The following is a 17,184-nucleotide window of genomic DNA, read 5'->3' as shown; positions in this document are numbered from 1 at the left end:
GTAATAACAATAATGAACCCAAGCCTCATCGATACCCCCGCGCTGTCACGGCGCGGCCTGCTGAAATTCAGCCTTGGCGCCAGCGCCTTCCTGGCCACCGTCGGGCTCGGCGTCAGCCTGAGCGGTTGCTCGCCAAGCCAACCGGCCGCGGGTTTGATCACCCTGCGCGACAGCGACCTGCCATTTCTACGCAGCATCATCCCCGTGATGCTGGAGGGCGCAGTGACCCCCGAACGAATCCCTGCCGCCACTGACGAAACCCTGAAAAGCCTGGACAACGGCCTGGCCCACTTGTCCCCCGCCATGCTCAAGCTCACGCATCAGCTGTTCGATGTGCTCACCCTGAGCATTACCCGTGGACCACTGACCGGGGTCTGGGGCTCGTGGGAAAACGCCAGCGCCGATGACATCCGCCAGTTCCTCGTCCGGTGGGAAAACAGTTCACTGGACCTGCTACGACAAGGCCACAGCTCGTTGCTGCAACTGGTGATGATGGCCTGGTACAGCCGCCCCGAGGCTTGGGGGCATTGCGGGTATCCAGGACCTCCAACGGTCTGAAAATCAAGTTAAACCCTGTGGGAGCGAGCCTGCTCGCGATTGCGGTGTGTCAGTCCATACAGATGTTGCTGATCCAACGCCATCGCGAGCAGGCTCGCTCCCACAGGGTTCCTCTTCATCGACATATAACAATAAGAGAGCCCCGAACATGCCCGTACCCGATCCCTTCCGCGAAGGCCTCGCCCGTGGCTGGACCACCTACAACGGCGCGCAGTTGACCGAAGACCTGACCCTGGAAGCGGACGTTGCCATCGTCGGCAGCGGTGCCGGTGGCGGCACCACGGCAGAAATCCTCAGTGCCGCCGGCTACCGCGTGTTGCTGATCGAGGAAGGGCCGCTCAAGACCAGCCATGACTTCAAGCTGCTCGAAGACCAGGCCTACAGCAGCCTGTACCAGGAAGGCCTCGGGCGCATGAGCAAGGACGGCGCCATCACCATTCTCCAGGGCCGGGCGGTCGGTGGCACGACGCTGATCAATTGGACCTCCAGCTTCCGCACGCCCGACCAGACCCTTGACCACTGGGCGGCCGAGCACAACGTCAAGGGCCACGGCCGCGCGGACATGGCGCCTTGGTTCGCGCAGATGGAACAACGCCTGGGCGTGGCGCCGTGGTTGGTTCCGCCCAACGCCAACAACGACGTGATCCGCAAAGGCTGTGAACAACTGGGCTACGCCTGGCATGTCATCCCGCGCAACGTCCGCGGCTGCTGGAACCTGGGCTATTGCGGCATGGGCTGCCCGACCAACGCCAAGCAGTCGATGCTGGTCACCACCATCCCGGCCACGCTGGACAAGGGTGGCGCGCTGCTTTACCTGGCGCGGGCCGAGCGCCTGACGATCAAGAACGATGCCGTCGTCGCCCTCGAATGCCAAGCCATGGACCAGCGTTGCGTCGCGCCGACCGGGCGCCGCATCACCGTCAAGGCGCGGCACTACGTGTTGGCGGGCGGCGGTATCAACAGCCCAGGCCTGCTGCTGCGCTCCGCTGCGCCAGATCCGCATGAACGCTTGGGCAAACGCACCTTCCTGCATCTGGTGAACATGTCCGCCGGGCAATTCGACGAGGTCATCAATCCGTTCTACGGCGCGCCACAATCGATTTATTCGGATCATTTTCAATGGCAGGACGGCACCACCGGCAAGATGTCGTACAAGCTTGAAGTCCCGCCTTTGCACCCGGCCCTGGCCGCGACGCTATTGGGCGGGTTCGGTCCCGAGAACGCCTTGCATATGTCCCGACTGCCCCATACCCACGCCATGCTGGCGCTGTTGCGCGACGGTTTTCACCCGGACAGTCCCGGCGGCAGTGTCGAGCTGCGCAGCGACGGCACGCCCGTGCTCGACTACCCCGTTTCGCCATACACATGGGACGGCTTGCGCCGAGCCTTTCACAGCATGGCCGAGATCCAGTTCGCTGGTGGCGCAAAAGCAGTCATGCCCTTGCACAGCGATGCCGGCTACGTGAAGACCCTGGCCGAAGCCCGCGCGTTGATCGACGGACTCGACCTGGCCTTGTATCGCACGCGCCTGGGCAGCGCCCATGTAATGGGTGGCTGCGCCATGGGTGAAGACCCGAAAACCGCCGTCGCCGACAGCCTGGGCCGCCATCACCAACTGGGCAACCTGTCGATCCATGACGGCTCGCTGTTCCCCACCAGCATCGGCGCCAACCCGCAATTATCGGTGTACGGGCTGACCGCACAACTGGCGACGGCCCTGGCCGAGCGCCTGAAGAACCCATGAACACCTTATTGAGAAAAACACCGAACCCGTGGCGAGGGAGCTTGCTCCCGCTCGAGCGCGAAGCGCTCACAAAATGGGTCTGCTGCGCAGCCCAGCGGGAGCAAGCTCCCTCGCCACGGGTCTATCGAACGGCTGAAAAACCGGGTTATTCGCAGCGTCTATAGTGCTTTCTTACGCAACAGCCGACTTGGCCGACCGAGAAGGCTGCGATACCATCCGACTCCCCAACGGACTCCCGCCAGGACGACGCGATGAACCGAGTGTTGTACCCAGGTACCTTCGACCCTATTACCAAGGGCCATGGCGATCTGGTCGAACGCGCCGCGCGCCTGTTCGACCATGTGATCATTGCCGTCGCCGCCAGCCCGAAGAAGAACCCGCTGTTCCCGCTGGAACAACGTGTGGAGCTGGCCCGCGAGGTCACCAAGCACCTGCCCAACGTGGAAGTGGTCGGCTTTTCGACGCTTTTGGCCCACTTTGCCAAGGAAAAGAACGCCAATGTGTTCCTGCGCGGCCTGCGTGCGGTCTCGGACTTCGAGTACGAGTTCCAACTGGCCAACATGAACCGCCAATTGGCACCGGACGTCGAGAGCCTGTTCCTGACGCCGTCGGAGCGCTATTCCTTCATTTCCTCGACCCTGGTGCGGGAAATCGCGGCGTTGGGCGGTGATATCACCAAGTTCGTCCACCCGGCCGTGGCCGACGCACTGACCCTGCGCTTCAAGAAATAACCGGCTGGCGCTGCGAGTCAGCTCGCAGCGCAGCGCAGTCCATCGCGCCCGCGTGCACTGCGCTCGCCAATGCGGCACAATTGCGCCCATACGTTTTCAGATGCCCGGGCCCAACGCCCCGGCAGGAGCCTGCATGTCCCTGATCATCACCGACGACTGCATCAATTGCGACGTCTGCGAACCCGAATGCCCGAACGAGGCCATTTCCCAAGGTGAGGAAATCTACGTCATCGACCCGAACCTGTGCACCCAGTGCGTCGGCCATTACGACGAACCCCAGTGCCAGCAGGTTTGCCCGGTGGATTGCATCCCGCTGGATGAGGCTCATCCGGAGACGGAAGAGCAGTTGATGGCGAAGTATCGCAAGATTACTGGCAAGGCTTGAGCCAGGTGGTTTTGTAGCGTCTTTGCCGGCCTCTTCGCGAGCAGGCTCGCTCCCACAAGGGATTTGCTTAGGACACAGATTGTGTGAACTCAATAGATCCCTGTGGGAGCGAGCCTGCTCGCGAAAGGGCCAGCAGCCACACCACAAATGCACATGCTGACAATTACTCCTGCCGCTCAAACCCCTCCCCCACACACCCAAGGCATCGCACAAACGTGGCTTTCGCCGGGTCCACCACCAGCGCTTTCCCCGCATCGCCGACCCCACCGCCCAGCGCGGTAAAGGGCAACGACACCACGAATGCCCCAGCCCCGATCACCGTGGCGGCAAGCAATAGCGGACGGGCAATCAGCAGGTCGCCGAGCATCGCGAAGGCCGGCGGGTTCTGGATGGTGTAGCGCGGATCGCCGCTGCCGCTGTTTGCCAGGGCAGGCAAACCAACACTCAGCAGCAGCGCGAGAACGACAGGTCGAAGCAATTTCATCGGGCGATCCTTCGGCTAAATCAGTTAATACTGACTATAGACCGTAGGACCGATCAGCTCTGGCAGCGTGGGCACCAGACGCTGGCGCGCTGCCCCAGGCGGATTTCCCGCAGGCCCGTGCCACAGACCTTGCACAACTCCCCGCCCCGGCCGTAGACGAACAACTCTTGCTGGAAGTAGCCGGGCTGGCCGTCTCCGCCGATGAAGTCGCGCAACGTGGTGCCGCCGCGTTCGATGGCATGGGCGAGGATGCGCTTGATCTCGATCGCCAGCTTCAGGTAACGCGCCCGGGAAATACCGCCGGCGGCCCGGCGCGGGTCGATCCCGGCGGCGAACAGCGCCTCGGTGGCGTAGATATTGCCCACGCCCACCACCACCGCGTTGTCCATGATGAACGGCTTGACCGCCATGGAACGCCCCCGCGAGAGCTGGAACAACCGTTCGCCATCGAACAGCTCGGTCAGCGGCTCGGGGCCGAGGCGAATCAGCAACTCGTGATTGAGCGGATCGAGGCTCCAAAGCATCGCGCCAAAGCGCCGGGGGTCGGTGTAGCGCAACGCCAGGCCGGACTCCAGCTCGATGTCCACGTGCTCATGCTTGAGGGCGGGCATGCCGACCTCCACCAGCCGCAGGTTGCCGGACATGCCCAAGTGGCTGATCAACGTGCCGACCTCGGCATTGATCAACAGGTACTTGGCCCGCCGTTCTACCTGCACAATGCGCTGGCCCGAGAGCCGCACGTCGAGATCTTCCGGAATCGGCCAGCGCAGGCGGCGGTCACGGACCACCACGCGACTGACCCGCTGGCCTTCAAGATGGGGCGCGATGCCGCGACGGGTGGTTTCGACTTCCGGCAGTTCTGGCATGGGGTTCTCGCGTCAGGCGACGCCGCACTCAACGAGAGGCGAGGTCGCGAATTTCCTGTTTCTGGGTCTGGAAGTCGTATTCCGACAAACCGATATAGTCGAGCACCAGGCCCCCGACGCTCTCCCACTCGTGGTCTTCGGCCTGGTTGCCCAGCACCCGGTGGGACGCGCAGATGTTCTCGGACATCTTCAGGATCGCCAGCAGGTTTTTCAGTTGGCTGTTGTTGCGTGACGACTCGTCGCTGAACACCGCCAGGGCGTTGTGGTGGTTGGCGATCGCCTGGCTGACGTGATCCGGCAGGCGCCAGGATTTGGAGGTGTAGTAGCCGACCACCGCATGGTTGGTGTTGAACACACGGTTCTCGGTGTCCACCACGCGGCACTCGGCGCTGGCACTGGCGTAGGCCTCTTCCAACACGCTCATGTAGTTGGGAAACTGCTTGAGCATCAACGGCACGCCGCAATCGTGGAACAACCCCAAGGCATAGGCTTCGTCACCGTTTTCCAGGCCGACGCGCTTGGCCAGGGTCAGGCAGGTCATCGCCACGTCCTGGGCGGTATCCCAGAAGCGGTTCAGGGTGACGATGGCGTCGTCGTGCAACTCGCCCTTGATCGACTGCGCGTTGATCAGGTTGATGATCGAACGACTGCCCAGCAGGTTCACCGCACGCTGGATCGAGGTGATCTTGTTGCGCAGGCCGTAATACGGCGAATTGACGATCTTGAGCAGGGCCCCCGAGAGGCCCGGGTCCTGGGAGATCAACTTGGCGATGGTCTCCAGGTCTGGGTCGGGCATGTACTGCTCCATCTGCAGATCCACCATGATCTGCGGCTGGGGCGGCACGCTGATGCCTTGCAAGGACTGTTGGATCTGTTCGGCGGATAGCTCTTTGGACATGAGTACACACTCTGGGTCAGACGGGGATTCTAACCCTTAAAGATGGATCCGATACACCACCGGGTAGATCGGCGGAACTTTCCTTCAGGCATCGGCTTGCGCGTGAGGCCCGCGCTCTGTAGGAGCTGGCGAAGCCTGCGATCTTTTGATTTTGATCTTTCGCTCGCGACTCAATGGGCAGTGGAAAAGATCGCAGCCTCGTTGCACTCGACAGCCCCTACACAGCTACACAGTTTCTACGGCCAAGGGAGAAGGTGTCCCCCTCACCACATGTCCACCGCAAGCCCCGCCAAGGTTGCAACACGGTATACTCCCGCTCTTTTTTCCGGAGCGACGTCATGTCCCTGCCTAGCCTGCGCCTCAAAGCCAACGCCGACCGTCGCCTGCGCGCCGGCCACCTGTGGGTCTACAGCAACGAAATCGATGTAGCCGCCACCCCGCTGCACGGCTTCAAGGCCGGCGACCAGGCCATCCTCGAAGCCGCCGGCGGCAAGCCGCTGGGCATCGTTGCGATGAGCCCCAACAACCTGATCTGCGCCCGGTTGCTGTCCCGTGACGTGAAGCTGCCGCTGGACAAATCCCTGCTGGTGCATCGCCTCAACGTGGCGTTGTCCCTGCGCGAGCGGCTGTTCGACAAGCCGTTCTATCGCCTGGTCTACGGTGATTCCGACCTGTTGCCAGGCCTGGTGGTCGACCGCTTCGGTGACATCCTGGTGGTGCAGATCGCCTCGGCCACCATGGAAGCCCATAAGGACGACGTGATCGCCGCCCTGACCCAAGTGCTCAAGCCCAGCGGCATCCTGTTCAAGAACGACTCCGCCGCTCGTGATGCCGAAGGCCTGAACCGCTACGTCGAGACCGTGTTCGGCCTGGTGCCGGAATGGGTCGCCCTGGAAGAGAACGGCGTGAAGTTCGAAGCGCCAGTCATGGAAGGCCAGAAAACCGGCTGGTTCTATGACCACCGCATGAACCGCGCACGCCTGGCCCCGTACGCCAAGGGCAAACGCGTGCTGGACCTGTTCAGCTACATCGGCGGCTGGGGCGTGCAAGCCGCGGCGTTCGGCGCCAGTGAAGTGTTCTGCGTCGACGCCTCGGCCTTCGCCCTCGACGGTGTCGAGCGCAACGCCGCGCTGAACGGCTTCGCCGAGAAGTTGACCTGCATCGAAGGCGACGTCTTCGAAGCCTTGAAGGAACTCAAGGCCAGCGAAGAACGCTTCGACGTGATCGTCGCCGACCCACCGGCCTTCATCAAGCGCAAGAAAGACCTGAAGAACGGCGAAGGCGCCTATCGCCGCCTCAACGAGCAAGCCATGCGCCTGCTCAGCAAGGACGGCATCCTGGTCAGCGCATCGTGCTCGATGCACCTGCCCGAGGACGACCTGCAAAACATCCTGCTGACCAGCGCCCGTCATCTGGACCGCAACATCCAACTGCTCGAACGCGGCGGCCAGGGGCCCGACCACCCGGTACACCCGGCCATCGCCGAAACCCGCTACATCAAGAGCATCACCTGCCGGTTGTTGCCCAACAGCTGAGGCCAGGCGGGGCCAGTGCCGTAGCGCTGTGCCCCGCACACTCGGATTGCATGCTGATCGCGGCCTTGGCTGCGATTTTTTTTGCGCGCCTGGATAAATCTGTAGGAGTCCCCCCACGCAATTACCAGAAACGTCCTACTCAATCTCCCCGTGACTGGCGAACATGACGCATTAGGATTGAAAGCTCCCTTCAAGTACGCTTTGGAACGCCTCATGACTGATCCGCAAAATCGCCTGGCGGCCCGCAAACCGGCCACCGTCGGCTTGTTGCTGACGCTGACGCTGCTCGGCGTCTTTCCAATCGATGTCGTGCTGCCCTCGTTCCCTGCCCTGTCCGAACATTTTGAACGTCCATCGTCGGACATTGCCCTGTCCGTCAGCCTGTTCGCGGTGGGTATCGCCCTTTCGCAACTGCTGGTCGGTCCGCTTTCCGACGTCATGGGGCGAAAAAACCTGCTGCTGATCGGGATCACCATTTCCGCCGTTGGAGCAGCGGGTTGCGTGCTTGCCGACGGCTATTGGTCTTATTTGCTGTTCCGGATTGTCCAGGCCTTGGGGTGTGGCTGTTTCGTGCTGTCCCAAGCGCTGATCCAAGACTTGTTCACCGGCCAGGAACAGCAGCGACTGCGGATCTTCCTGGTCACCTGCGGGGGCATTTTCATTTCCGTTTCGCCCCTGGCCGGCACCGGGCTGCAAAGCTGGATGGGCTGGCGTGGCAGTTTCCTGGTGTTCATCGCCCTGGCCATCGCTGCATTCATCAGCGCCAGCCGTTTACTTCAACGCCCTGCGGCAGGCAGCCCAACCAGGCGTCTGGATTTCATCGCCGCCTATCGAAAGGTCTGCGGCGACTTCAGTTTCATGGCCTATTGGCTGACCTCGGCCCTGGCTTTTTCCTGTCACTTTTCGTTCATCGTCATTTCACCGCTGGTTTTGATCGACCAGTTGCACCTCTCTCCCGAGGCTTTTTCGTTGGCGCTGCTGGGCTATGGGCTGGCCTATATAGGCGGCGGGGCCGTCGCGACCGTGCTGAGCCATCGAATCGATCCACAGGCACAAATCATCACGGGCCTGGGCCTGATCCTTATCGCAGGCCTGCTGATGCTGGGACTCGCCAATCACCTGGGCTTGTCAGTCACGACTCTGTTGCTGCCCATGATCGTCTGCACCACCGGAACGACCATTGCCCGCGCAGCCGCCCACACCCAAGCCATGAATCGATTTCCCAGGCAGGCCGGCACATCCGCTTCGGCCGGCAGCGTGCTGATCTTCATTGTCGGCGGGCTCACCAGCGCCGCGATCAGCCTCACACCGCTGGACTTGCAGCTCACCCTGGCTCTCTGCCTGGTCCTGCTAAGCCTGCTGGGGCTGGCACTCAATGCCTTGGTCCGGCATCGCTACAGCGCGTTGCGGGCCGGCTGAATCCTGCCAGTCGTCATTCCGCACGCGACATTGGCCCCCGATCAGCGCTTTGCGTCATTTCATCCTGGCGCCAGCGGTGTAGAATCGTGACATTCATCGCCATTCATCCCCGGCGGGTTTATGAGCTCATGCCGAGGCGCGCAGCGATCCTGCAAAGTCATCGGCCACTTCCGGACACACGGCCAAACCCGGGTGCTCCAGACGTCGACAGAAGCTCACTTCCCCATTGATACCTGATAAGTACCTGATTAGCCGCCCGGAGTGCTCCATGCCTGATTACCGCTCGAAAACATCCACCCATGGCCGCAACATGGCCGGCGCCCGTGCCTTGTGGCGCGCCACGGGGATGAAGGATGACGACTTCAAGAAGCCGATCATCGCCATTGCCAACTCCTTCACCCAGTTCGTACCGGGCCACGTCCACCTCAAGGACCTCGGCCAACTGGTTGCCCGGGAAATCGAACGCGTCGGCGGCGTGGCCAAGGAATTCAACACCATCGCCGTGGACGACGGCATCGCCATGGGCCACGACGGCATGCTTTATTCGCTGCCGAGCCGCGAGATCATCGCCGACTCCGTCGAGTACATGGTCAACGCCCACTGCGCCGACGCCATCGTGTGCATTTCCAACTGCGACAAGATCACCCCCGGCATGCTCATGGCCGCCCTGCGCCTGAACATCCCGGTGATCTTCGTCTCCGGCGGCCCGATGGAAGCCGGCAAGACCAAGCTCGCCAGCCACGGCCTCGACCTGGTCGATGCCATGGTCATCGCCGCCGACTCCAGCGCTTCTGACGAGAAGGTTGCCGAGTACGAGCGCAGCGCCTGCCCGACCTGCGGTTCCTGCTCCGGCATGTTCACCGCCAACTCGATGAACTGCCTGACCGAAGCCTTGGGCCTGGCATTGCCGGGCAACGGTTCCACCCTCGCCACCCACAGCGATCGCGAACAGTTGTTCCTGCAGGCCGGCCGGACCATCGTCGAGCTGTGCAAGCGCTACTACGGCGAGAACGACGAGTCGGTGTTGCCGCGCAATATCGCCAACTTCAAGGCGTTCGAAAACGCCATGACCCTGGACATCGCCATGGGCGGTTCCACCAACACCATCCTGCACTTGCTGGCTGCGGCCCAGGAAGCCGAGATCGATTTCGACCTGCGCGACATCGACCGCCTGTCCCGTCACGTGCCGCAACTGTGCAAGGTCGCGCCGAACATCCAGAAGTACCACATGGAAGACGTGCACCGTGCCGGCGGGATCTTCAGCATCCTCGGCTCCCTGGCCCGTGGCGGTCTGTTGCATACCGACCTGCCGACCGTGCACAGCACGACCATGGCCGAGGCCATCGCCAAGTGGGACATTACCCAGACCACCGACGAGGCCGTGCATCACTTCTTCAAGGCCGGCCCGGCGGGCATCCCGACGCAAACCGCGTTCAGCCAGTCGACCCGTTGGGAAACTCTGGACGACGACCGTGAAAACGGCTGCATCCGCAGCGTCGAACACGCCTACTCCCAGGAAGGCGGCCTGGCCGTGCTGTACGGCAACATCGCCCTGGACGGCTGCGTGGTGAAAACCGCCGGCGTCGACGAGTCGATCCATGTGTTCGAGGGCAACGCGAAGATTTTCGAAAGCCAGGACAGCGCCGTGCGCGGCATCCTCGCCGACGAAGTGAAGGCCGGCGACATCGTGATCATTCGCTACGAAGGTCCGAAAGGCGGCCCGGGCATGCAGGAAATGCTCTACCCGACGTCCTACCTGAAGTCCAAGGGCCTGGGCAAAGCCTGCGCCTTGCTGACCGATGGCCGCTTCTCCGGCGGCACCTCGGGCCTGTCCATCGGCCACGCTTCACCGGAAGCAGCGGCGGGCGGCGCCATCGGCCTGGTACGCGATGGCGACAAGGTCCTGATCGACATTCCGAACCGCTCGATCAACCTGTTGATCAGCGACGAAGAACTGGCCGGGCGCCGTGTCGAACAGGACAATAAGGGCTGGAAACCGGTGGAAGTGCGTCCACGCAAAGTCACCACGGCCCTCAAGGCCTACGCCCTGCTCGCCACCAGCGCCGACAAGGGCGCGGTGCGTAACAAGGCGATGCTTGACGGCCTGTAAGCGCTACCCATAAAAAAGCCCCGCCAAGTGCGGGGCATTTTTTTGGGCTTCAGTTCGACCCTTTGAGCCAAGTCATCTTTTGTGGCGAGGGGATTTATCCCCGCTGGGCTGCGCAGCAGCCCTAAAGCAGTGAACTCATCTTCCTGGCACACCGAGTTGTCTGGTTTGAGGGCCGCTTCGCAGCCCAGCGGGGATAAATCCCCTCGCCACAGGGTCCTTGGTATTACTGTGGGGACAGGACTTACTGAATGTCTTCAGGCTTGACGATCACCCAGTTCTTGTCCGCCGTCACCGGCAGCCCTTCCTTGGCCTGGGCCGCGGCGTGCTTGGCCATCATGCCGTTGATCTGGGTCATGTACTTGTCCTTGCGATTGACCCACAGGTGAATCCCGCCCTTGGCCACGTCCACATCGTGGAACAACATGTAGCCGTCACTGCTTGGTGTGTCACCCGCGACCAATACCGGCTTTTTCCATTCGTCGATGTAGGTCAGGATCGCCGCGTGCTTGCCGGCCATCCAGGTCGCCGGGGTCCACAGGTAAGGCGTGTACTCCAGGCCGAGGTTGGCCTTCTCGTCATATTTGCCGTTGGTGATCTGCTTGCGTGCGGTGGTCAGCTCGCCGGTCTTGCGGTCCTTGAGCAGCGTGGTCACGCCGATCACATTCTGCGGCTTGAGGTTGTAGCCGTATTTCGGGTCCGAGGCGACCATGCGCACCAGTTCTTCGGAAGCGGCGGTCATGACATAGACCTCGATGCCGTTTTCCATCAGCTTGTTGTACAGCTCGGCCTGGCCGGTGAAGATTTTCGGCGGATTGACGTTGTACTGGACCACCTTGTCGCCATCGTAATAGGTGGTCGGAACCGGCTTGCCGGACGCCATCAACTCATCGACATAGCCCTTGAGCTCCTTGAGCGTGAAGCCCGAGAACACCTGGGCCACCCACGGGTAACAGACCATGTCGTCCACTTCGCACAAACGGTAGTAATAACTGAACAGGCTTTCCTTATGGTCGGCCGTGTCCTTGAACGGCATCAGCTTCAAGGACGGGTCGAGGGTTTCCCGGGTAATGAGCCCCTTGTTCTCCATGAACGGCAGCAACGATTCCTCGAGGTCGTAGCGGTAACTGGTGTTGTCCATGTCGAACACCGCGTAGTTACCCTTGTTGGCGTTGGCGGCGATCATCGCTTCCAGGGCCTTGGCCTGTTCCGCTGGCCAATGCTTGAGTTCGGTGGCGAGTGCCTGGCCGACGAGGCCAAGACTCAAGGCGACAGCGAGAAAACGAGGTGCGAGCTTCATCGGCATTTCTCCCGGGTTCAAAGAACTCGACGCTAACAAATGCGTGTGACAGTCCTCGCCCAGCCGCGACCGCTTGCGTCCTGATCACGCCAGCGACATACCCGCAAACGCCAAGTCCTTATTCCATAAACGACAATCAACATGCCTTTTTAGTATTAATTCATTAGATATCAGGCTGTTAGGCTTCCCGGCTCACAGTCGCGGCTTCGGGCGACTGGCACGTCTTATCGGAGTCTCTTTTGATGAATCTGCCGCTGATCCTCAACCTGCTGGTGTTCCTCGCCTTGCTGTTCGGCCTGGCGCAAACCCGTCACCGCACCTGGAGCCTGGCCAAGAAAGTGCTGCTGGCGCTGGTGCTGGGCGTGGTGTTCGGTATCGCCCTGCACACGATTTATGGCACCGGCAATCCGGTGCTCAAGGCCTCGATCGGCTGGTTCGACCTGGTGGGCAACGGCTACGTGCAGTTGCTGCAGATGATCGTGATCCCACTGGTCTTCGCCTCGATCCTCAGCGCCGTGGCTCGCCTGCATAACGCCTCGTCCCTGGGCAAGATCAGCTTCCTGACCATTGGCACGCTGCTGTTCACCACCGCCATCGCCGCGCTGATCGGCATCGGCCTGACCAACCTGTTCGGCCTCACCGCCGAAGGCCTGGTGGCCGGCACTCAGGAGCTGGCGCGCCTGCAAGTGATCCAGAGCGATTACGCCGGCAAGGTCGCCGACCTGAACATCCCACAGCTGCTGCTTTCGTTCATTCCGCAGAACCCTTTTGCCGACCTGGCGCGGGCCAAGCCGACGTCGATCATCAGCGTGGTGATCTTCGCCGCGTTCCTCGGTGTCGCGGCGTTGCAGTTGCTCAAGGATGACGTGGAAAAAGGCCAGAAAGTGATCAACGCCATCGACACCCTGCAAAGCTGGGTGACGCGCCTGGTGCGCCTGGTGATGAAGCTGACGCCATACGGTGTGTTGGCGTTGATGACCAAGGTGGTGGCCGGTTCCAACTTGCAGGACATCATCAAGCTTGGCAGCTTTGTCGTGGTGTCGTACCTCGGGCTGGGCCTGATGTTCGTGGTCCATGGCCTACTGGTGTCCGCTGCCGGGATCAACCCGTTGCGCTTTTTCCACAAGATCTGGCCGGTGCTGACCTTCGCCTTCACCAGCCGCTCCAGCGCGGCCACCATCCCGTTGAGCATCGAAGCCCAGACCAGCCGCCTCGGCATCCCCCGGGCGATTGCCAGCTTCAGCGCCTCGTTCGGCGCCACCATCGGTCAGAACGGTTGTGCCGGCCTTTATCCGGCCATGCTGGCCGTGATGGTCGCGCCGACCGTGGGCATCAACCCGCTGGACCCGGTCTGGATCGCGACGCTGGTGGCGATCGTGACATTGAGTTCGGCCGGGGTGGCCGGGGTCGGTGGCGGCGCGACGTTCGCCGCGCTGATCGTACTGCCGGCCATGGGCTTGCCGGTCTCGCTGGTGGCTTTGCTGATTTCCGTCGAACCGCTGATCGACATGGGCCGTACGGCGTTGAACGTCAGCGGCTCGATCACCGCCGGGGCGATCACCAGCCAGGTGATGCAGCAGACGGACAAGGCGTTGCTTGATGCCCAGGAGCATGGGGAGTTGGTGCACGCTTGATTGCCTGCTACCTGTGGGAGCAAGGCTTGCCCGCGATCCGGCCACCTCGATCCATGGTAGACCGCGTCGCTTTCATCGCGGGCAAGCCTTGCTCCCACAGGTATAGCTCCCACAGGGCCTACAGCTTTTCCCACACCTCAAAGCTATAGGCCGGCTTGTCCCCTTCGGCCGGGTTCGGCTGATTCGAGACCAGCGTCCACTGGCTCGCATCAAATGCCGGGAACCACGCATCCCCTTCCGGGCTCAGCGCCACGCGGGTCAGGTACAGTCGATCCGCCTGTTCCAGGGCCTGGGCATAGAGCTGGGCGCCGCCGATCAGCATCAACTCGTCGACACCCTGCTCCAGCGCCCAGGCCTCGGCCCGCGCCACTGCGGCCTCCAAGGTGGAAAACACTTCTGCGCCCTCCAACACCAGCCCGAGCTGGCGGCTGACGACGATGTTCAGCCGCCCCGGCAGCGGTCGACCGAGGGAGTCCCAGGTCTTGCGCCCCATGATGATCGGCTTGCCCAAGGTGGTGGCCTTGAAGTATTTGAAGTCCCCCGGCAGGTGCCAGGGCATGCTGTTGTCGACGCCGATCACACGGTTTTCACCGAGGGCTGCGATCAGGCTTAAGGGGAGAGTTTTGTTCATGGCCGCGAGGATACCAGAGGCCCGGCGTACCCCGACAGGCATCACAGCGGTTATGCTCAACCCTCATTCGAGCAACGGAAGCCCCCGTGACAGTACTGCAGAACCTCTGGTTGACCGAGACGATCCGCCTGCGTGAAGAACACGCCGGCCCGCTCGAAGACCAGGAAGGCAATCGCCTGGCCCGTGCGGCCGGCGGCGATCTCTCCACCCGCATCCACCAGCGCGCCCGCTGGCTGGCCGAGCGCGATGGCCTCACGCAAGCCCTGCGCCATTGGCTGCAAGGGGCACGCCTGGCACTGATCGCCTTGGCGCTGCTCGCCGTCATCAGCGGCGCCGGCCTCGGGTTTGCCGCCCTCGGTGACGGCCAGGCACCGGTCAATGTGTTCTGGGCCTTGGGCAGCCTGTTGGGCTTGAATCTGGTACTGCTCATCGCTTGGGTCCTGGGCCTGGTCTTTGCCGGTGAGCAAGGTGCCGCGCTGGGACGCCTGTGGCTGTGGCTCAGCGAAAAACTCGCCCGCGACGCCAAGGCCGCCCAACTGGCGCCGGCCCTGCTGTTGTTGCTGCAACGGCACAAACTCAGTCGCTGGGCCCTCGGCGCATTGGTCAATGGCCTGTGGCTGCTGGCGATGCTCAGCGCGCTGGTCATCGTCCTGCTGCTGATGGCGACCCGGCGCTATGGCTTCGTCTGGGAAACCACCCTGCTGGGCAGCGAAACCTTCGTCGCCATGACCCAGGCCCTCGGCGCCCTGCCGGCACTGCTGGGCTTCAGCGTGCCGACAGAGGACATGATCCGCGCCAGTGGCGACACCGCGCTGAACATCGAAACCGCCCGCCAGGCCTGGGCTGCCTGGCTGGTTGGCGTGCTGCTGGTCTATGGCCTGCTGCCGCGCCTGGGCCTGGCGCTGCTGTGCCTGTGGCGCTGGCGACGCGGTCGCGCCACATTGCGCCTGGATTTGAACCTGCCGGGCTACGCCCAGTTGCGTGAACGGCTGATGCCCAGCAGCGAACGCCTGGGCGTCAACGACGCCGCCCCCGCGCACTTGCATCGAGTCGAAAGCGCCGTCAGTGCGATGGACAGCGACGGCGCGCTGTTGGTGGCGATCGAACTGGACGATCGGCCCTGGCCGCCCAAGCTGCCCGAAACCGTGAAAAACGCCGGCATCCTCGACAGTCGCGAGTCGCGCCACAAACTCCTCGAACAGCTGTCGCGCTTTCCGCCGGCACGCCTGGCGATTGCCTGTGACCCACGTCGCTCGCCGGACCGTGGCAGCCTGGCGCTGATCGCCGAGCTGGCCCGCAGCGCCAGCGCCACCCGCGTCTGGCTGTTGCAGGCGCCGCCCGGCGAAGCGCTGGACGCCGAGCGCCTGGGCGACTGGCACAGCGCGTTGCAACAGTTGCAGTTGCCGTTCGCCGATTGCATGCCCTTGAACTGGCTGGAGAGCGGCCATGACTGACCCCGTGAAGCCGCTGAAACTGGCCGTGGTCGGCCACACCAACGTGGGCAAGACCTCATTGCTGCGAACCTTGACCCGCGACGTCGGCTTCGGCGAGGTGTCTCACCGCCCAAGCACCACCCGGCATGTCGAGGGTGCGCGCCTGTCGGTGGACGGCGAAGCGTTGCTGGAGCTGTACGACACGCCGGGCCTGGAAGACGCCATCGCCCTGCTCGATTACCTCGAGCGCCTGGAGCGTCCGGGCGAACGCCTCGACGGCCCGGCGCGCCTGGCTCGCTTCCTCGAGGGTAGCGAAGCGCGGCAACGCTTCGAACAGGAAGCCAAGGTGCTGCGCCAATTGCTCGCCAGCGACGCCGGTTTGTATGTGATCGATGCCCGGGAACCGGTGCTGGCCAAGTACCGCGACGAATTGGAAGTCCTCGCCAGTTGTGGCAAACCGCTGCTGCCGGTGTTGAATTTCGTCAGCAGCGCCCAGCATCGTGAACCCGACTGGCGCGAAGCCCTGGCGCGATTGGGGTTGCACGCCCTGGTGCGCTTTGACAGCGTCGCCCCGCCCGAGGACGGCGAGCGACGTTTGTATGAGAGCCTGGCGCTGTTGCTGGAAAGCGCCCGCGGGCAACTGGAGCGGCTGGTCGCCGACCAGCAGGCCCAACGCCTGGCCCGCCAGCAGAGCGCGGCACGCTTGATCGCCGAACTGCTGATCGACTGCGCCGCTTGCCGCCGCAGCGTCGCCAGCGATACCGAGCTGGAACGCCAGGCCATCGGCGAGTTGCGCAACGCGGTGCGTCAACGCGAACAGCGCTGCGTCGAAGCGCTGCTCAAGCTCTACGCGTTCCGTCCCCAGGACGCCGCCGCCAGCGACCTGCCGCTGCTCGACGGGCGCTGGGGCGATGATTTGTTCAACCCCGAGACCCTCAAGCAACTGGGTGTACGCGTCGGCGGTGGGATCGCGGCGGGCGCAGCGGCGGGCGCTGGCGTGGACTTGCTGGTGGGCGGCCTGACCCTCGGTGCCGCGGCCCTGGCCGGGGCCATTGTCGGCGGCACCCTGCAAACCGCCCGCAGCTACGGCAACCGGCTGATAGGCAAGCTCAAGGGGCAACGGGAACTGACGGTGGACGACGGCGTGCTGCGCCTGTTGGCCCTGCGCCAAAGGCAATTGTTGCAAGCTCTCAATCTGCGCGGCCACGCGGCGCTGGACAGCATCCGCATCGCTACGCCTCAGGACAAGACCTGGCGCGAAGGCAAGCTACCTGAAGCCCTGAACAAGGCGCGGGCGCATCCGCAATGGTCATCGCTCAATCCCCAGGCGCGATTGAGCCAGGCGGAGCGGCAGGAGCAGATCGAGCAGTTGGCCGGGCAGCTATAGCCCTGTAGCAAGGGATTTTGTGGGAGCAAGGCTTGCCCGCGATGAAAGCGATGCGGTTTTTCAGAGACCGAG

The 17,184-nt window shown here is 63.0% G+C and carries 15 protein-coding genes; 10 read left to right on the top strand and 5 right to left on the bottom strand.

Annotation, left to right across the window (positions count from 1 at the left end):
- The first annotated feature begins 12 nt into the window (after nt 1-12).
- The 4 genes from J3361_RS08625 to J3361_RS08610 all read left to right on the top strand — a co-directional run bounded on the left by J3361_RS08625 (nt 13) and on the right by J3361_RS08610 (nt 3,418).
- The gene (locus J3361_RS08625) at nt 13-558 is read left to right on the top strand and encodes a twin-arginine translocation pathway signal protein (protein ID WP_207963908.1); all 546 of its coding nucleotides are present in this window, start codon (nt 13-15) and stop codon (nt 556-558) included.
- Between the two features lie 148 nt (nt 559-706).
- Entirely contained in the window at nt 707-2,302 is a 1,596-nt protein-coding gene (locus J3361_RS08620; protein ID WP_207963907.1) for a GMC family oxidoreductase, read from the top strand.
- A 251-nt stretch (nt 2,303-2,553) separates the two neighbouring features.
- Nucleotides 2,554-3,033: a pantetheine-phosphate adenylyltransferase gene (gene coaD / locus J3361_RS08615; RefSeq protein ID WP_003177462.1), complete on the top strand. Its 480-nt coding sequence runs from the start codon at nt 2,554-2,556 to the stop codon at nt 3,031-3,033.
- Nucleotides 3,034-3,166: 133 nt separating this feature from the next.
- Nucleotides 3,167-3,418, top strand: coding sequence for a YfhL family 4Fe-4S dicluster ferredoxin (locus J3361_RS08610; protein ID WP_003206534.1), 252 nt, complete (start codon nt 3,167-3,169; stop codon nt 3,416-3,418).
- A gap of 163 nt (nt 3,419-3,581) precedes the next feature.
- On the opposite strand, the gene J3361_RS08605 is transcribed toward J3361_RS08610, so the two are convergent.
- The 3 genes from J3361_RS08605 to J3361_RS08595 are packed head-to-tail and all read right to left on the bottom strand — an operon-like array spanning nt 3,582 to nt 5,612.
- Nucleotides 3,582-3,902, bottom strand: coding sequence for a multidrug transporter (locus tag J3361_RS08605; protein ID WP_207963906.1), 321 nt, complete (start codon nt 3,900-3,902; stop codon nt 3,582-3,584).
- A 53-nt stretch (nt 3,903-3,955) separates the two neighbouring features.
- A complete protein-coding gene (mutM, locus tag J3361_RS08600; RefSeq protein WP_207963905.1) occupies nt 3,956-4,768 on the bottom strand; it encodes a bifunctional DNA-formamidopyrimidine glycosylase/DNA-(apurinic or apyrimidinic site) lyase in 813 nt (270 codons plus the stop codon).
- 28 nt (nt 4,769-4,796) lie between these two features.
- Nucleotides 4,797-5,612, bottom strand: coding sequence for an HDOD domain-containing protein (locus J3361_RS08595; RefSeq protein ID WP_207963953.1), 816 nt, complete (start codon nt 5,610-5,612; stop codon nt 4,797-4,799).
- A 392-nt stretch (nt 5,613-6,004) separates the two neighbouring features.
- On the opposite strand from J3361_RS08595, the gene J3361_RS08590 reads away from it, so the two are divergent.
- The 3 genes from J3361_RS08590 to ilvD all read left to right on the top strand — a co-directional run bounded on the left by J3361_RS08590 (nt 6,005) and on the right by ilvD (nt 10,730).
- Entirely contained in the window at nt 6,005-7,201 is a 1,197-nt protein-coding gene (locus tag J3361_RS08590) for a class I SAM-dependent rRNA methyltransferase (RefSeq protein WP_003206543.1), read from the top strand.
- A 213-nt stretch (nt 7,202-7,414) separates the two neighbouring features.
- Nucleotides 7,415-8,620 carry an MFS transporter gene (locus J3361_RS08585; protein ID WP_207963903.1) on the top strand — a complete coding sequence of 402 codons (1,206 nt, stop codon included), beginning with the start codon at nt 7,415-7,417 and terminating at the stop codon, nt 8,618-8,620.
- Nucleotides 8,621-8,888: 268 nt separating this feature from the next.
- Nucleotides 8,889-10,730, top strand: a complete 1,842-nt coding sequence (gene ilvD, locus J3361_RS08580) for a dihydroxy-acid dehydratase (RefSeq protein WP_207963902.1) — start codon at nt 8,889-8,891, stop codon at nt 10,728-10,730.
- Nucleotides 10,731-10,971: 241 nt separating this feature from the next.
- Here ilvD and J3361_RS08575 read toward each other — a convergent pair whose 3' ends face one another.
- Nucleotides 10,972-12,027, bottom strand: a complete 1,056-nt coding sequence (locus J3361_RS08575) for a haloacid dehalogenase-like hydrolase (RefSeq protein WP_207963900.1) — start codon at nt 12,025-12,027, stop codon at nt 10,972-10,974.
- Between the two features lie 242 nt (nt 12,028-12,269).
- On the opposite strand from J3361_RS08575, the gene J3361_RS08570 reads away from it, so the two are divergent.
- Nucleotides 12,270-13,661, top strand: coding sequence for an L-cystine transporter (locus J3361_RS08570; protein ID WP_207963898.1), 1,392 nt, complete (start codon nt 12,270-12,272; stop codon nt 13,659-13,661).
- Nucleotides 13,662-13,779: 118 nt separating this feature from the next.
- On the opposite strand, the gene J3361_RS08565 is transcribed toward J3361_RS08570, so the two are convergent.
- Nucleotides 13,780-14,292 (bottom strand): dihydrofolate reductase, encoded by a 513-nt coding sequence (locus J3361_RS08565; protein WP_207963897.1) that lies wholly within the window; start codon nt 14,290-14,292, stop codon nt 13,780-13,782.
- Nucleotides 14,293-14,378: 86 nt separating this feature from the next.
- Between J3361_RS08565 and J3361_RS08560 the strand changes: the two genes are divergently transcribed.
- Together J3361_RS08560 and J3361_RS08555 are read left to right on the top strand one after the other, a co-directional pair.
- On the top strand, nt 14,379-15,746 hold the full coding sequence (locus tag J3361_RS08560; RefSeq protein ID WP_207963895.1) for a DUF2868 domain-containing protein: 1,368 nt from the start codon (nt 14,379-14,381) through the stop codon (nt 15,744-15,746).
- Nucleotides 15,739-17,112 (top strand): GTPase/DUF3482 domain-containing protein, encoded by a 1,374-nt coding sequence (locus J3361_RS08555; RefSeq protein ID WP_207963894.1) that lies wholly within the window; start codon nt 15,739-15,741, stop codon nt 17,110-17,112. Before J3361_RS08560 ends, J3361_RS08555 begins: the two co-directional genes overlap by 8 nt.
- Nucleotides 17,113-17,184 lie beyond the last annotated feature (72 nt).

This window comes from Pseudomonas sp. OA65, assembly GCF_017498305.1.
Taxonomy (GTDB): Bacteria; Pseudomonadota; Gammaproteobacteria; order Pseudomonadales; family Pseudomonadaceae; genus Aquipseudomonas; species Aquipseudomonas zanjanensis.
Note: the sequence above shows the minus strand (reverse complement) of the source record. Positions and strands in the feature narration are given on the sequence as shown.